Annotated in this window: 15 protein-coding genes; 5 read left to right on the forward strand and 10 right to left on the reverse strand. The window is 55.7% G+C overall.

The genetic code is table 11. From position 1 onward, the window contains the following. Nucleotide 1: 1 nt before the first annotated feature. Both G523_RS0111470 and G523_RS0111475 read right to left on the reverse strand, forming a co-directional pair. A complete protein-coding gene (locus G523_RS0111470) occupies nucleotides 2-493 on the reverse strand; it encodes a hypothetical protein (protein ID WP_022695210.1) in 492 nt (163 codons plus the stop codon). Between the two features lie 85 nt (nucleotides 494-578). Next, nucleotides 579-1,343, reverse strand: coding sequence for an NAD kinase (locus G523_RS0111475; protein ID WP_022695211.1), 765 nt, complete (start codon nucleotides 1,341-1,343; stop codon nucleotides 579-581). 156 nt (nucleotides 1,344-1,499) lie between these two features. On the opposite strand from G523_RS0111475, the gene G523_RS0111480 reads away from it, so the two are divergent. The 4 genes from G523_RS0111480 to G523_RS0111495 all read left to right on the forward strand — a co-directional run bounded on the left by G523_RS0111480 (nucleotide 1,500) and on the right by G523_RS0111495 (nucleotide 5,096). Then, a complete protein-coding gene (locus tag G523_RS0111480; RefSeq protein ID WP_022695212.1) occupies nucleotides 1,500-2,273 on the forward strand; it encodes a class II aldolase/adducin family protein in 774 nt (257 codons plus the stop codon). 101 nt (nucleotides 2,274-2,374) lie between these two features. Next, complete coding sequence (locus tag G523_RS0111485; protein WP_022695213.1) at nucleotides 2,375-2,950, forward strand: hypothetical protein; 576 nt, start codon at nucleotides 2,375-2,377, stop codon at nucleotides 2,948-2,950. A 61-nt stretch (nucleotides 2,951-3,011) separates the two neighbouring features. Continuing rightward, nucleotides 3,012-4,181, forward strand: coding sequence for a CaiB/BaiF CoA transferase family protein (locus tag G523_RS0111490; RefSeq protein ID WP_022695214.1), 1,170 nt, complete (start codon nucleotides 3,012-3,014; stop codon nucleotides 4,179-4,181). A 75-nt stretch (nucleotides 4,182-4,256) separates the two neighbouring features. Beyond that, the gene (locus G523_RS0111495; RefSeq protein ID WP_022695215.1) at nucleotides 4,257-5,096 is read left to right on the forward strand and encodes a M48 family metallopeptidase; all 840 of its coding nucleotides are present in this window, start codon (nucleotides 4,257-4,259) and stop codon (nucleotides 5,094-5,096) included. 52 nt (nucleotides 5,097-5,148) lie between these two features. Here the strand turns inward: G523_RS0111495 and G523_RS0111500 are convergent, their stop codons facing one another. The 4 genes from G523_RS0111500 to radA are packed head-to-tail and all read right to left on the reverse strand — an operon-like array spanning nucleotide 5,149 to nucleotide 9,293. Continuing rightward, on the reverse strand, nucleotides 5,149-5,856 hold the full coding sequence (locus G523_RS0111500; protein ID WP_022695216.1) for an SDR family NAD(P)-dependent oxidoreductase: 708 nt from the start codon (nucleotides 5,854-5,856) through the stop codon (nucleotides 5,149-5,151). Nucleotides 5,857-5,875: 19 nt separating this feature from the next. Further along, the gene (gene purF, locus G523_RS0111505; RefSeq protein ID WP_022695217.1) at nucleotides 5,876-7,333 is read right to left on the reverse strand and encodes an amidophosphoribosyltransferase; all 1,458 of its coding nucleotides are present in this window, start codon (nucleotides 7,331-7,333) and stop codon (nucleotides 5,876-5,878) included. 33 nt (nucleotides 7,334-7,366) lie between these two features. Beyond that, nucleotides 7,367-7,924 carry a CvpA family protein gene (locus G523_RS0111510; protein WP_022695218.1) on the reverse strand — a complete coding sequence of 186 codons (558 nt, stop codon included), beginning with the start codon at nucleotides 7,922-7,924 and terminating at the stop codon, nucleotides 7,367-7,369. After that, the gene (gene radA, locus G523_RS0111515) at nucleotides 7,917-9,293 is read right to left on the reverse strand and encodes a DNA repair protein RadA (RefSeq protein WP_027441681.1); all 1,377 of its coding nucleotides are present in this window, start codon (nucleotides 9,291-9,293) and stop codon (nucleotides 7,917-7,919) included. Before radA ends, G523_RS0111510 begins: the two co-directional genes overlap by 8 nt. A 114-nt stretch (nucleotides 9,294-9,407) precedes the next feature. Between radA and G523_RS0111520 the strand changes: the two genes are divergently transcribed. Beyond that, a complete protein-coding gene (locus tag G523_RS0111520) occupies nucleotides 9,408-10,607 on the forward strand; it encodes a TIGR03862 family flavoprotein (RefSeq protein WP_199285723.1) in 1,200 nt (399 codons plus the stop codon). On the opposite strand, the gene G523_RS0111525 is transcribed toward G523_RS0111520, so the two are convergent. Genes G523_RS0111525 through G523_RS19090 form a run of 4 tightly spaced genes read right to left on the reverse strand, consistent with a single transcriptional unit; the run spans nucleotide 10,600 to nucleotide 14,724 of the window. After that, the gene (locus tag G523_RS0111525) at nucleotides 10,600-11,358 is read right to left on the reverse strand and encodes an ABC transporter ATP-binding protein (protein ID WP_022695221.1); all 759 of its coding nucleotides are present in this window, start codon (nucleotides 11,356-11,358) and stop codon (nucleotides 10,600-10,602) included. The genes G523_RS0111520 and G523_RS0111525 overlap by 8 nt on opposite strands. Continuing rightward, nucleotides 11,355-12,104 (reverse strand): MlaE family ABC transporter permease, encoded by a 750-nt coding sequence (locus tag G523_RS0111530; protein WP_233347289.1) that lies wholly within the window; start codon nucleotides 12,102-12,104, stop codon nucleotides 11,355-11,357. The genes G523_RS0111525 and G523_RS0111530 overlap by 4 nt, the downstream gene beginning before the upstream one ends. Nucleotides 12,105-12,161: 57 nt before the next feature. Next, nucleotides 12,162-13,307, reverse strand: coding sequence for an alanine racemase (gene alr, locus G523_RS0111535; protein ID WP_081648772.1), 1,146 nt, complete (start codon nucleotides 13,305-13,307; stop codon nucleotides 12,162-12,164). Continuing rightward, nucleotides 13,255-14,724, reverse strand: coding sequence for a replicative DNA helicase (locus tag G523_RS19090; RefSeq protein WP_022695224.1), 1,470 nt, complete (start codon nucleotides 14,722-14,724; stop codon nucleotides 13,255-13,257). The genes alr and G523_RS19090 overlap by 53 nt, the downstream gene beginning before the upstream one ends. Nucleotides 14,725-14,807 lie beyond the last annotated feature (83 nt).

The following is a 14,807-nucleotide window of genomic DNA, read 5'->3' on the forward strand; positions in this document are numbered from 1 at the left end:
ACTATTCGTGTTCCGCGACCAGCTTGCCAGTCTGTGACTCGAGCTCTGTCGCCAGCGCCACACCAAGCGGGTGGTTTTCGGCTTTGATTTCGTCACGCATAGCTGTGCGGCAAGCCTTGATGTGGGCATCGATCAGATTGACTGGTGCGATCGCACGCATCTCTTCAGACGCCAAAAGCTTGCAGAGTGAGTCTGCGTAACGTGTGATGAGTGGGTAGCCGTAGGTTGTCGCCAGACCTTTAAGGTCATGTGACATGCCAAAGACGTCGCTGAGTTGCTTCTCGCGATCGGTCAGAGGCTTGGCGTTCGCCCATGATGTTTCCACACGTGTGATTTCTTCATCCAGCCATGTGTCAAACTCACCGGAAAGCGACTCGAGCGCTTTTTCTGCAAGTTTGATTGCATCATTGCTGTTGAGGGAAAGTGGACCGCCGAGTTTGGCCTTCAACACGTTAGGAGGCGTAATAATCTCTATTGGTTTCGCTTTACCCATTTGCCCCATCCGCTAACTAAGGATTTGGTGAACCCCTAAAGGCACATACTTTCCTTAAGATTTTGTTCGTGGCGATTAGTGAATGTCAATGAGCGAACTGTTCCTGAAGGATTCTTTCTTCAAGTGCATGTCCTTCGTCAAATAACATCACCAAAGGCTTGTTCCTGTCTTCAGTAATAGTAACTGATTCGACGTGTCTTACCTCCTGATTGTCCGCTGAAGCGGCTACAGGGCGCAGTGTCGGGGTGTGAACATCGATCTGAACCGTCGCATTATGGCGCAGAAGCGCGCCGCGCCAGCGACGTGGGCGGAACGGGCTGATCGGCGTCAGCGCTAGCAAGTTTGCGCCGATTGGAAGGATCGGTCCGTGAGCTGACAGGTTATACGCGGTGGAGCCAGCTGGCGTGGCCACAAGAACGCCGTCGCACGACAGCGAAGACATGCGAACACGCCCATCGATGGTAATTTGCAGCTTTGCAGTCTGCGATGACTGGCGCAGCAGAGAGACCTCGTTGATGGCGAGATTGTCAGAAACGTCTCCGTCTATGGTTCGTGTCTTCATACGCAGCGGATAGATGACAGCACGCTCGGCGCGGTCCAGGCGCTCCATGAGCTTGTCTTCGCGGTAGTCGTTCATTAGGAAGCCGATCGTGCCCTGATTCATGCCGTAAACCGGCCGCGGGTCGGCGAACCGGCGTCGCAGCGTGTCGAGCATGCAGCCATCGCCGCCAAGCGCTACAATGACATCAGCGTCAGCTTCATCGCACTGGCCGTAGTTCGCGATCATCGCGCGGAGCGCCTGCTGGGCTTCCGGACGTGCGCTGGCGACAAATGCGACTTTGTTAGACATCAATACTACCTGTTTTACTTCGCGCCGAGCATTGGCAGGTCTGCAGCTTAGGTCAAGCATGCCGCTGCGACGTCAGGGGCAATTCTCTTCGGGAATGATTGGCGTGGCCAGTTATTTCGTTTAGTCTCTCGGAAAAATTACCTCGGGAGAAACAAAATGGCAGACGATCTGGGATTCGGTGACGTTAAATCACGTGTTTCAGCGGAAGAGTGGCAGGCGCGCGTGGACCTCGCAGCGCTTTACCGCCTCACAGCGTACCATGGTTGGGACGACCTCATTTTTACGCACATTTCCATGCGCGTTCCGGGCCCGGAACACCATTTCCTGATCAACCCTTATGGCCTTCTCTTTGAAGAGATCACCGCATCATCGCTCGTAAAAGTCGATCTGGAAGGCGAGATCGTCGAGGACACTCCGTACAATATCAATCCGGCTGGTTTTACGATCCACTCAGCGATCCATGCCGCGCGTGAGGATGCTCGCTGCGTGATGCACCTGCATACGGATCAGGGCGTTGCCGTATCGGCTCAGAAAAGCGGTCTTCTGCCAATTTCGCAGCATGCCATGATCGCTCAGCACGAAGTTGCGTATCATGACTATGAGGGTGTCGCCCTGAACCATGACGAACGCGAGCGCATTGTTGCTGATATGGGCGACAAATCCATGCTCATTCTCCGCAATCACGGAACGCTGACTTGCGGCGCAACCGCTGCGCAGACTTACATGCGTATGTTTTATCTGGAACGCGCATGTAAAATGCAGATTATGGCGCAAGCTGGCGGTGGGGAGCTGATCATTTGTTCCGAAGAAGTGCAGGATGTAGTCAAAGGACAGAGCAATCCGAAAGGCATGGCGGTTCTTTCAGACAAACTTCTCTGGCCAGCGGCGCTTCGCCGTCTCGATCGCAATCTTCCAGGATACGACGCCTAAGCTTCCGGCTTCTGGCGGGATGGCTGTTAGTCGTCCCGCCAGCGGTCGCTGCCGGTTGGGTTCAGGATGCGGGCAGTCTGTTCGCGCGAACCTCACTGGCTTTGGAAGATCATGGACCGTTCAGCGCAAATCGCTCTGATCTTTATGCAGAGTATGGCCTGACGGACGATTGGACGCTCGCGGGCAAATTCGAAACCGTAGATTTTGAGACGTCTAACGCGTTTGACGCAGATGGCTACCGGCTGCAGCTGCGTCGAGCTCTATGGCGGGGCGATTTCTGGTCGACCACGGCTGCTCTCGGGTATGTCGAGGGCGCGGCCATTGGCGGTCGTCTCGGGTGTGAAAGCCGCGGCGGCGAGATCGAGCTGGGTGTCGGGCATTCAGGCCAGCTGGGCGAAGACACATATTTTGCTGGACTTACGCTGGGGCATCGCAGCCATGAAAGTGACTGCCAGACGAACCGTTTGGAATTCGTCATGGGTGTGAGTGATGCAGATGGTTTCAACTATACTACACAGTACTGGTCCGAACGCGGGGATAATGGGAATAGCGACAAAGTCGAATTTATGATTTCGCGGGATATTGGCTCGTTCGAAGCGGGCTTTGCGACACGATATGAAATCGGCGGAGAGTTTGAAGAACAGGCTTATGTGTTCTCGCTCGCATTTCGCCATTGAAACAGAACAACTGGGTCAGGACGGATCGAAAAGTCGCCGGCTCATCTGAGGAGGGAATAATATGACGGAAGCGACTGGTCCTCTGGCTGGCGTAAAAATTGTAGACATGTCGACGGTCGTGCTTGGACCATTTGCGACACTCATACTGGCCGACCTTGGCGCTGAAGTTATCAAAATCGAGAATGGTACGGGCGATGTGATGCGTCGCGCAGGGCCGTCTCCTGCACCCGGCATGGGGCCGATTTTTACGGCGCTGAACCGCAATAAGAAATCAATTCAGCTCGATGCGAAAACGGATGAGGGCAAAGCGGCTCTGACGGAACTCCTGAAGGACGCTGACATCTTCTTCCACAATGTGCGTCTTGCAGGCATGGAGCGGCTCGGCTTTGCCTATGATGACGTTGCGAAGATCAATCCAGATATCGTCTACGTGCACTGCGCTGGCTACGGGCAGGGCGGCGCGTATGAGAAACGTCAGGCGTATGACGACCTTATTCAGGTGGCGTCCGGCTTCTCTGACCTTCTGAGACTGCGTGACGGCGGGGACCCTGCCTATATTCCGTCTCTCATCGCCGACAAGACGGTGGGCCTCTATGCCGTCTACGCGACGATTGCCGCGCTGTACCATAAGGAACGGACGGGCGAGGGGCAGTTCGTTCAGGTGCCGATGTTCGAGACCTTTACCTTCTTCCACATGGTCGAAAATCTTTATGGGGAGACATGGCTGCCAGGTAATGGCCGCATGGCGTACACGCGGTCTATCAATGTAAATCGCAAGCCGTATGCGACAGCCGACGGTTATATCGGCCTTGTGCCGTATTCAGATGACCAGTGGGAGCTGTTCTTCCAGATTGGTGGACGACCGGAGGTTTTCTCTGACCCAAGATTTGCGACTTATGAGGCCCGCACCGAAAATGTCGGAGAGCTGTACGGTATCATTGGAGAAGTCGCGAAAACCAAAACCACTGAAGAATGGCTGGAGCTGCTCGACGAAGCTCAAATTCCGGTTATGGGCTTCAATTCCAACCTTGAAGTATTGACCGATCAGCATCTGAAAGATGTCGGTTTCTTCGAGGAGCGTCTCCACGAGATTGGTCATAGCTATCGTGCGATGAAACACCCCGTTGCGTTTTCCAGAACGCCTGCCAACATCCGTAGCGAGCCTCCCGTTTTGGGGCAGCATACAGAGATCGTGTTGTCGCAATTGGGGCTTGGGGGAACATTCGACTGATATCAGGCGTTTGACCTTCAGACGACTAGGGGTAACATCCGCATCGGGATGCCATTCGGCATGAGGGAGATTAAAATGCGGCTTTCGAAAGAAACCATTTCCAACAAAATTCTCAACGCTGCTCCGCGTGTGAATATGTCTCGACGTGAGCTTATTCGCGGACTGGCAGTTGGTTCAGTTGTGCCGATTGTCACCAGCTGCACAACCAATCCGGAAACCGGTACCAGCCAGTTTCTGTTGGTAGGCGAAGGCCAGATCGCAACCATGGCTGCATCTGCCTGGACCGAGATGAAACAGCAGACACCATTGTCTACAAATTCCTCCCTGAACGCGCGCGTGAATCGTGTCTGGGAAAAGGTTGCGCAAGGTGCCGGCCGAGCCGATCAGGATTGGGAAATCGCTGTTTTTGATACGGACGATGCGAACGCCTTCGTCATGCCGGGTAATAAAGTCGGCGTATATCGCGGTATCACTGAGCTGACGGAAAATGATGATCAGCTTGCGTCCGTGCTTGGTCATGAGGCTGGTCACGTTGCCGGGCGACATGCGGCTGAACGCTATTCCATCGGTCTGGCGAGCCAGATCGCTCTGGTCGCGGGAACAGTAGCTATCCAGCAGTCTGATACGCTCCGTGAATACGGTGATACAATCGGTGTTCTCGGCGGCGCAGCGCTGCAATTCGGCGTTATTCTGCCATATAGCCGTCGCCACGAGCTCGAAGCTGACCGTCTCGGCGTCGACTATATGTACCGCTCCGGTTATCGCGTCAGTCAGGCGCCGCGTCTTTGGGAGCTCATGGCTGCACGCAGCTCAGGCAATCGTCCACCAGAGTTTATGTCCACGCACCCGGACCCGGAGCGCCGTGCGACAGAACTTCGCCAGTACATCAATGCGCGTGGTTACGACCTCGTCTGATCCGCGACAACATTGATACAGATATGAGAACGGCCTCTTTCGAGGCCGTTTTTTATTTGGTTCTGAATTCGAGGCGTTCGCCATGGGCAGTGACATCGTCGCCAAGCAGTTCAACGAGCCTGGTCGCGACCTCTTCCGGCGGGGGCAGGCTAAGGGGATCTTCACCCGGCATCGCATCGGCGCGCATGTCGGTGCGCACAGCGCCCGGATCGAACAGATTGACGCGGATATTGCTGACCTTGGTTTCGTCAGCCCAGGCAGCAACCATGCCCTCAAGACCGGCCTTTGAGGCCTGATAAGCCCCCCAGAATGCGCGAGGACGCGGCACGACGCCAGACGTAATGAAGACGGCGCGGCCAGCAGGGCTTGCGCGCAGAAGCGGATCGAAAGAGCGGATCAGACGCCAGTTTGCTGTCAGGTTCACATCAATCGTGCTGTTGAATCCTGATGGCGTGATCGTTTGAAGCGGTCCCAATGGGCCAAGAACGCCTGCATTGCCCACAAGGCCATCAATCTTCTTCCAGCGTTCCAGAACAGCGACAGACAAACGCTCAATCGCATTGGCGTCCGTCAGGTCGAGCGGAACGAGTGTGACCTGTCCGCCAGCCGCTTTGATCTCATCGTCGAGCGCTTCCAGAGCTTTCTGGCTGCGTGCAACAGCGATGACGTGATGATTGTGTTTTGTAGCGAGTTCGACGCACAGCGCGCGTCCAATGCCGCGAGATGCCCCGGTTACAAGGGTGAGTCTTTTATCAGTCATATCGGCTTTATCTCAGCGCTTAGTCGTCGAGGAAAGACAATTGAGCATCGCGACCGACTTCTTCGTTGCGGCGGTCGATCAGACGTGTCGGATAATCGCCGGTAAAGCAGTGGTCTGCGTATTGAGGTGAGTTGGTATCACGTGCGACATCACCAACGGCCCAATAGAGGCCATCGACGGAGAGGAAGTCGAGGCTGTCGACTTCCAGTTCGCGGCGCATTTCTTCCAGTGAGTGGTTCGCAGCGAGCAGTTCGCGCTCGGACGGCATGTCGATGCCATAATAGTCCGGGAACTTGATCATCGGGCTTGCCGAGCGGAAGTGAATTTCCTTCGCGCCAGCTTCGCGAACCATGCTGACGATTTTCTTGGAGGTGTTGCCGCGGACGATGGAGTCGTCGACCAGAACCACACGCTTGCCGTTCAGAACGAATTTGTTCGGCGCGTGCTTTTTGGAAACGCTCGTTTGTCGATCCACCTGGGTCGGCTCAATGAAGGTACGGCCCACATAATGGTTTCGGATGATACCAAGCTGGAACGGGATGTTCGATTCTTCTGCGTATCCCAGCGCCGCAGGTACACCGCTATCTGGCACCGGCACGATAACGTCAGCATCGGCAGGCGCTTCCTGTGCGAGGCGCATCCCCATGCGGCGACGGACTTCATAGACGCTCTTGCCCTGAATAATGCTGTCAGGGCGGGCGAAATAAACAAACTCAAACAGGCATGGTGCGGTTGAACGGCGCTGGAACGGTGTCAGGCTTTCCACGCCATTGTCTGTAATGATCACGACTTCGCCCGGTTCGATTTCGCGGACGAATTTTGCACCGATCAGATCAAGTGCACATGTTTCAGAAGCCAGTACGCTTGTCCCGCCAAGATCACCCAGAACCAGAGGACGAAGACCTACAGGGTCGCGTGCGCCGATCAGCATTTCTTCTGTCAGCGCCACGAGCGCAAAGCCACCTTCGATCTGGCTGATCGCATCAACGAAGCGTTCTGTGATGCGCGCTTTATCGGAGCGGGAAATGAGGTGGAGAATGACTTCGGTGTCCATTGTGGACTGGAAGATTGCGCCTTTGTCGACGAGTTGACGGCGCAGGGAACGGGAATTCGTCAGGTTGCCGTTGTGGGCGATGGCAATACCGCCGCAATCAAGGTCAGCAAAAATAGGCTGAATGTTGCGAATAGCTGGCGTGCCTTGTGTCGGGTAGCGGTTGTGGCCGATTGCAGATGATCCCGGCAGGCGCGTGCGCATGTCCTGACCGACAAAGTTATCGCCGACAAGGCCGATATGGCGCTCGTTCACGAAGTAACCAGATTTATCATCGTATGTGGCGATGCCGCAGGCTTCTTGTCCGCGGTGCTGCAGAGCGTGGAGACCCAGCGCTGTAATGACAGACGCTTCAGGGTGTCGGAAAATGCCGAATACACCGCATTCCTCGCGGAGCTTATCGTCATCATGGTCAAAAAACATCATGGTTTAAGCTCCGATCTTTCGATCTGTTTAGTACTAAGATCTGTCCGGCAGGTTTTCTGGAATTGCCTGCTGAACGTTGTCAGCTACCGCTGGAATAACGCTCTGTACCCAGATTACTGCCTGAATGAAATAGGGATATGAAAAAGAATCCAGTACCCAGGAAATCTCGGCCTCTTCGATGAACGGGCGTGACACAAAAAGCACGAGAACGATGATCGCGAAGGCCCGCGCGACGCCAAAAACGAGGCCGGTCACACGGTCTACAAGCGTGATATCCGTGGACGTGTGGACGAAGCGGGAAAACTTACGTCCAAGCCAGGCCGCGAAAATATAGATGAAGAGGAAAGTGACCGCGACGACAACGACCTCGATCATGATCGGGTCGATCGTATCCGGCAGGGCGCCTTTCGCGAGCGGTGTTAGATAGAAATAAGCAAACAGCGCAGCGCCGAGCGCCAGAAGGAATGCGAGAATTGACGCGACTTCGCGGATGAAACCCCGAGCCAATGCCATCAGGGCTGAAACGACAGTCAGCAGAATGACGATGACATCAAACATCGTCATATTCAGTGAGTTCAGCAGTTCACTCATCGTCGTTTCTCACTTCCAGCATATCAGCAAGGTCAGCCAGCCGTTTAATCGGCGTATAGGTCAAGCTGCCATGCTTTCGCTGAGGTCCTTCTGGTCCAAATGCGCACTTGAAGCCAAGTCTCTCAGCTTCTTTTAACCGCGCATCCATGCGAGCGACAGGGCGAATCGCACCTGAAAGTGCAATTTCTCCGAAAAAGATCGATTTTTCAGGGAGTGGCTGGTCAGCCATGGACGATAATAAGGCAGCGGCTGCGGCAAGGTCACCTGCCGGTTCCACCATTCGATACCCGCCTGCGACGGACAGATAGATGTCACGACCGCCAATCTGCAGACCGCAGCGTGCTTCCAGCACAGCAATCATCATGGCGAGACGGTTATTGTCCCATCCAACAACCGAGCGACGCGGGGTGCCGTAAGCAGCCGGGCCAGCCAGTGCCTGCACTTCAGCGAGCATCGGGCGTGACCCTTCCATAGCAGCGAAGACAGCCGCGCCACCGGTTCGATCATCTTCGGAACTTAAGAATAGCGCAGATGGTTCGCTTGCTGGCGCAAGGCCATAGGCTGACATCTCGAAAATACCAATCTCATCGGTCGGTCCGAAGCGGTTTTTCACCGCGCGTAGAATGCGGAACTGGTGGCCGCGTTCGCCTTCAAAATAGAACACGGTATCGACCATGTGCTCCACGACCCGAGGTCCGGCAATCTGACCTTCCTTGGTGACGTGGCCGACAATGACCAGAGCGCAGCCACTTTTCTTCGCAAATCGCACAAGTTCCTGAGCGCACGCCCGAACCTGTGAGACGGAGCCGGGCGCGGCCTCAACACTGTCCGACCAAAGCGTCTGGATCGAGTCGATGACAACAAAGTCGGGTTTTGCCTTCTTGAGCGCGGAAAGGATGGTCCGCAGATCCGTTTCCGTGGCGAGCTTAACTGGGCTGGATGCTACTTTGAGCCGTTCTGCACGATCCTGAATCTGCGCTGCAGCTTCCTCACCGGAGACATAGACAGTATCCAGACCGTTGCGGGCGAGGCGTGCGGTGACCTGCAGCAGAAGCGTAGACTTACCAATGCCCGGGTCACCGCCAATCAGCGTAGCGGATGCAGGGACCAGACCGCCGCCGAAGACGCGATCGAGTTCATCGACGCCGAGCTTGATACGCTCCGGTGCCTCGCGGTGATCATCAAGGCTGGAAAACTCCAGCGGCCCGCCAGCTGTCTTTTTGCTAGTGGGTTTCAGGCCGCCCAGCGCCGCGCTGATCGTTTCTTCGACGAGGGTATTCCACTCGCCGCAGCCCTCGCACTTGCCATTCCATTTGGAATGAACAGTGCCGCAGGACTGACAGATGAATTGGGTAGTCGTTTTAGCCATAGCGATAAGCGGTATAGTGTTGAGGCGTGTTCGTAAAACCAATTCGAAACCGATTACAATCATAACTTCATCTGGCGGCTGGCGTGACCGCTCTTGTCCGGATAAATGATCGGCATGAAACGCATCGCAATCATCGGATCAGGACCCGCCGGCCTTATGGCCGCGCAAGCTGCACTGGAGCAGGGCGCACATGTGTCGATCTATGAAGCGATGCCTTCGGCTGCCCGCAAATTTCTGATGGCCGGCAAAAGCGGACTGAATATCTCTCACTCTGAGAAGGTTCATCAGCTTTTAGGTCGGTATGATGCCCCTGATGGTCGGCTTAGAGCCATGGTGTCGGCGTTCAATGCGTCTGACATTCGCGAGTGGATGGAGGCGTTGGACGAACCGTCTTTTGTGGGGTCATCAGGACGAATTTTTCCAGTTGCAATGAAAGCCTCACCACTACTTCGAAAGTGGCTGCGGAAACTGGCAGAGCGGGGTGCAGAACTGTACACGCGCCACCGATGGACGGGATGGACGTCAGAGGGTTTGCTCTCATTCTCGACGCAGAACGGTGCCGTTCAGGTCGAAAGTGATGCAACTATTCTCGCGCTTGGCGGCAAGAGTTGGTCGAGGCTCGGATCTGACGGGCAGTGGGCCGAGATTCTCTCTCAACGTGGTGTATACATTGACCCGTTTGAGCCGTCAAATTGCGGTGTGGAGGTTGGTTGGAGCGACCGTTTGCTGTCTCAGCATGAAGGCGCACCGGTGAAGAGTATCGCGTTGAAGATGGGTGATAAGAAGTCGCGTGGCGACATTGTTGTCACGCGGCACGGCATTGAAAGCGGCGCGCTTTATCCTGTCGCGGCCGATTTGCGCAAAGAGCTGTCGTCGAGTGGATCAGCAACGCTGCTGATTGATCTTGTCCCGGATGTGCGAACTGACGCGCTGGCCAAACGCCTTGCTTCTGCCAACAGCAAAGATTCCATGTCGAACCGGCTTCGCAAGGCTGCGCGTCTCGACAAGGTGAAAGTCGCTCTGGTGAATGAAGTCACGCGCGGATCACCCCCGGGCGATGCTTCGGAAATTGCCGCTTTGCTTAAGGCGCTGCCATTCACCGTGTCAGGTACCGCGCCAATGGATGACGCCATCTCAACCGCAGGCGGTGTGTCCTGGGACGCGCTGGATGAGCATTTAATGCTGAAAGCCGTTCCCAACACCTATTGCGTGGGTGAGATGGTATCGTGGGATGCGCCGACCGGCGGTTATCTTCTCACGGCCTGCATGGCGATGGGAAAAGCAGCAGGCGCGGCTGCTGCTAAGGCTACATAGCGGGTTGGATAGGGCCTTCTGCACGACCATGGACGAACTGGTCGACATACTCATTGCCTGAATCATCTACGGTATCGGCAGGGCCGCGCCAGATGATTTTACCTTCGTAGAGCATGGCGATTTCATCGCCGATTTTGCGCGCAGACGGCATGTCGTGCGTGATCGAAACCGATGCAGCCCCCAGACCTTTCACCTGTTCAACGATTAGATCGTTGATCGCATCCGCCGTAATGGGGTCGAGACCGGTTGTCGGTTCGTCAAAGAAGATAAGATCAGGGCGTGTCGCAATTGCGCGAGCAAGACCTACGCGTTTTTGCATGCCGCCGGATAGTTCAGCCGGATAAAGGTCAGCGACTTCGCTTCCAAGGCGTACCTTTTTCAGCGTTTCGATAGCGTGGTCCTTGGCATCAGCTTTTGATGTGCCTGATTTACCGAGCAGTTTGAACGACACGTTTTGCCAGATCGGCAGGCTGTCAAACAAAGCGCCGCCCTGAAACAGCATCCCGGTACGCGCCAGCATGGCTTCGCGTGCTTTCTTCTTTTTCAGCTTCTCACCGTCGAACAGGATTTCGCCTTCGTCTGGCTTCATCAGACCCAGTGCACATTTCAGCGAAACCGATTTGCCCGTGCCCGAGCCGCCAATAATCACGAGGGATTTGCCTGGCGCGACATCGATATCGAGACCTTGCAGAATTTTCTTCGGTCCAAATGCCTTATGGACATTCGTCATCTGGAGAAGTGGTTGGGTCACAGGCCGATCCTCGTGAAGAGCGTTGTCATGAGGAAGTTCGAGAAGAAGATCAGAACCGCGCTGGAAACTACAGCAAGCGTTGCGGCACGGCCAACACCGCTTGCGCCGCCCTGGCTATTCTGACCGTGATAGCAGCCCATCAGCGCGACAACACCGCCAAACACTGCGGCTTTGATGAGACCGCCGATCACGTCGCCGCCCGTCACATAATCCATCGTGTTCTTGATGTAGAGATTGCCGTTAAAATCCAGCGTGCCGGTCGCAACCAGATAGCCGCCATAAACGCCGATAATGTCAGCGATCAGGACGAGGATAGGAAGTGTCAGAACGGCGGCCCAGAAGCGCGGCGCATACAGATACTGAAACGGGCTGGTAGAGAGCGTGTGAAGCGCATCAATTTGCTCGGTAACCTTCATCGTGCCGACTTCCGCCGCGATACCGGCACTAACGCGCCCCGCAAGCATCAATGCCGCAAGAACAGGCCCAAGCTCTCGGGTTATGCCGAGGACAACAATGTTCGGAACGAACTGCTCCGCATTGAAGCGCGAACCGCCGACGAAAATATTCAGAGCGAGCGCTGCGCCTGTGAAAATGGCTGTCAGGCCAACAACCGGCAGCGAGAAATATCCGATGCGAATACACTGTTTCAGCGTTTCGCCGAAGAATACCCAGGGCGTTAGCGCAGCGAGTTTGACGCGAGTGATAAATGTCGCAAGGCGCCCGGCCTCGCCAAGCAGTCCGAGCACGGCCGCTCCAACCCACTGAAAGGGTCTGAATACTACTGGGATGGTGTCAGCCAATTGTCAGTCCTCGTCCTGCCACTCTCGTGAGATGCGACCGCCAAGGCGACTCGTCAACTCATAACCTATGGTTCCAAGAGCTTCGGCTTGTATTTCCAGCCCCGCTTTAGGGCCAATGAATTCTATGTGAGACCCTATAGTCGGCGGTTCAGGCAAATCTGTGACATCCACGGTCATAAGATCCATAGAGACACGGCCGACAATCGGGCAGGGGCCGCCTTCATGCATTCCGAACCCGTAATTGGAGGCCGAGCGAAGGTATCCGTCTGCGTATCCGAGCGAAACAGTCGCCAGCGTCATTGGGTATTTCGCTTCAAACGTTGCGCCATAGCCGGTGTGTTCTCCGGCTTCGACATTGAAGACATTCAGAATGGGCGCTGAGACGCTCATGGCGGGTTTCAGGCGAAGCTCTGGCGGACGGGCAGGGCCGCCGCCATAAAGCGCGATACCTGGGCGGATCAAATCGAAATGATAGTCGGGTCCGAGATAGCTTGCGGCGGTCGCTGAAAGGCTCGCTTTGCTCTCCGGAAACGCTGCAACGACCTCACGGAATTTTTCCAGCTGCCGAGCATTCATCGGGTGTTCCGGCTGATCCGCGCAGGCGAGATGGCTCATCACCAGAATTGGTGGGGTGCCCGACGTAAGTCCTTGTACCTCTTCCAGATCAGACAATCTCAGACCAAGACGGTTGATGCCGGTGTCGAAGTGAAGCCCGTATGGGCGATCCGGGTACGCCTCCAGCCAGGTCTTCACTTCCTCGACGCGATTACAAATCGGCGTCAGGTCGTGCTGGATAATCAGATCCGGCGAGTCGTTGGTGAGGCCGTGGAATACGAATATCCGTTTATCCGGACCGACTGCTTTGCGGACAGCTTCTCCTTCACGCGGATAGGCAATGAAGAAGGTTTCGCAGCCTTCAGAGGCAAGCTTCGTCGCGACTTCTTCAGCGCCGTGACCGTAGGCGTCAGCCTTGACGACAGCACCGGTTTCGCTTGAAGAGCAGAAATCGCGCATTGCGCGGTAATTGGCTGCAATCGTTCCGAGATGAACGACCGATCTCGGTCCGTTCAATTGTTCAGAGGCCGCGCCGGACACACTAATAGTCGTCGGCGTTGTATCGTCGTTCGAGATCGCTGAATTTGGTGACATTCGGGTCAAAGTGTAGCTCTACCTTACCAATCGGGCCGTGACGCTGTTTGGACACGATAACTTCGGCAATATTACGAAGACGTTCCATTCTTTCTTGCCATTCAGCGAATTTTTCACCTGCATCGTCTGGTTCCTGACGTTCCAGATAGTAAGATTCCCGGAATACAAAGAGTACGGCGTCCGCATCCTGCTCAATCGAACCGGATTCACGAAGGTCTGAAAGCTGCGGGCGCTTATCGTCGCGCTGCTCAACCTGACGCGAAAGCTGGGAGAGTGCGATCACAGGCACGTTCAGCTCTTTCGCCAGAGCCTTGAGGCCCATCGTGATCTCAGAGACTTCTTGCACACGACCCTGAGCGCTCTTCGCCCCGGAGCCTGTGATTAGCTGCAGATAGTCAATGATGATCAGATCGAGACCGTGACTACGCTTCTGACGACGCGCGCGGGCCGAAAGCTGGGAAATCGAGATGCCGCCGGTATCGTCGATATAGAGCGGCAGGGATTCCAGTTCAGCCGCCGCGTCGCGGAGCTTGTCATACTCGTGGCGCTCAAGGTCGCCCTGACGGATACGGTGGGACTGAATGCCAGACCGCTCGGCGAGAATACGTGTCGCGAGCTGCTCACACGACATCTCGAGAGAGTAGAAGCCGACAATGCCGCCGTCTTCCAGAACACGTTGGCCCTGTTCGTTTTGTGCGGCTTTATAGGCTGCGGCGACGTTATAGGCGATGTTTGTCGCGAGCGACGTCTTACCCATGGATGGACGACCCGCGAGGATGAGAAGGTCAGAATTATGCAGGCCGCCGAGCTTGCCATCGAGGTCCAGAAGGCCCGTAGAAATACCAGCGATTTTGCCATCACGCTGGAAAGCGGCGGTCGCGGATTCGATGGATTCGGTAACCGCCTGGCCAAATGTCTTGAAGCCACCGCGCGCAGACCCGCGCATTGCCAGCGCGCCGAGCTTTTTCTCTGCAGCCTCAATCTGCTGAGAGCCCGGCATATCTTCTTCAGGGTGGGCTGCATGTGTGACCATTACAGAGCCGATGTCGATCAGTTCGCGACGGATGGCGAGGTCACGTACGATGTGGGCGTAGTCGACGATTTCGGGACCGAACGCGGCGTGGTCGAGAAGTTCAGCGAGGTAAGCGGCGCCGCCAATGGCTTCCAGCTTGCCGCGCTTGGCAAAGTCGTCATGCAGCGTCACGCCGTCGGCCATTTTGCCGTTCGGGACGAACTTGGCGATAACTTCGTAAATCTCGGCGTGGGCAGGGTTGTAGAAGTCCGTGGAGATCAACAGCTCGGAGACGCGGTGATAGGCGTTGTTGTCGAACAGAATCGCACCCAGAATCGCAGCCTCAGCCGCAGTGTTATACGGGAGTTCGGATTTCGCGTTCGGAGCCGGATCGTCATATGCCATTGGGCAGCGTTAACCCTTTACTGCGGAAAGATCACGACTTGATTTTATCTGATTCGCGCTGCGTCCCCGTTTTCCACAGCCAG

It is taken from the genome of Ponticaulis koreensis DSM 19734 (assembly GCF_000420665.1).
Classification (GTDB): Bacteria; Pseudomonadota; Alphaproteobacteria; order Caulobacterales; family Hyphomonadaceae; genus Ponticaulis; species Ponticaulis koreensis.

What these genes read in the sequence shown, in the direction of transcription:
- G523_RS0111490 (WP_022695214.1), top strand. Translation starts at nt 3,012, where the DNA reads ATGACGGAAGCGACTGGTCCTCTGGCTGGCGTAAAAATTGTAGACATG.
- G523_RS0111500 (WP_022695216.1), bottom strand. Translation starts at nt 5,856, where the DNA reads ATGACTGATAAAAGACTCACCCTTGTAACCGGGGCATCTCGCGGCATT.
- G523_RS0111510 (WP_022695218.1), bottom strand. Translation starts at nt 7,924, where the DNA reads ATGAGTGAACTGCTGAACTCACTGAATATGACGATGTTTGATGTCATC.
- alr (WP_081648772.1), bottom strand. Translation starts at nt 13,307, where the DNA reads ATGTCACCAAATTCAGCGATCTCGAACGACGATACAACGCCGACGACT.
- G523_RS0111495 (WP_022695215.1), top strand. Translation starts at nt 4,257, where the DNA reads ATGCGGCTTTCGAAAGAAACCATTTCCAACAAAATTCTCAACGCTGCT.
- G523_RS0111475 (WP_022695211.1), bottom strand. Translation starts at nt 1,343, where the DNA reads ATGTCTAACAAAGTCGCATTTGTCGCCAGCGCACGTCCGGAAGCCCAG.
- purF (WP_022695217.1), bottom strand. Translation starts at nt 7,333, where the DNA reads ATGATGTTTTTTGACCATGATGACGATAAGCTCCGCGAGGAATGCGGT.
- G523_RS19090 (WP_022695224.1), bottom strand. Translation starts at nt 14,724, where the DNA reads ATGGCATATGACGATCCGGCTCCGAACGCGAAATCCGAACTCCCGTAT.
- radA (WP_027441681.1), bottom strand. Translation starts at nt 9,293, where the DNA reads ATGGCTAAAACGACTACCCAATTCATCTGTCAGTCCTGCGGCACTGTT.
- G523_RS0111480 (WP_022695212.1), top strand. Translation starts at nt 1,500, where the DNA reads ATGGCAGACGATCTGGGATTCGGTGACGTTAAATCACGTGTTTCAGCG.
- G523_RS0111520 (WP_199285723.1), top strand. Translation starts at nt 9,408, where the DNA reads ATGAAACGCATCGCAATCATCGGATCAGGACCCGCCGGCCTTATGGCC.
- G523_RS0111470 (WP_022695210.1), bottom strand. Translation starts at nt 493, where the DNA reads ATGGGTAAAGCGAAACCAATAGAGATTATTACGCCTCCTAACGTGTTG.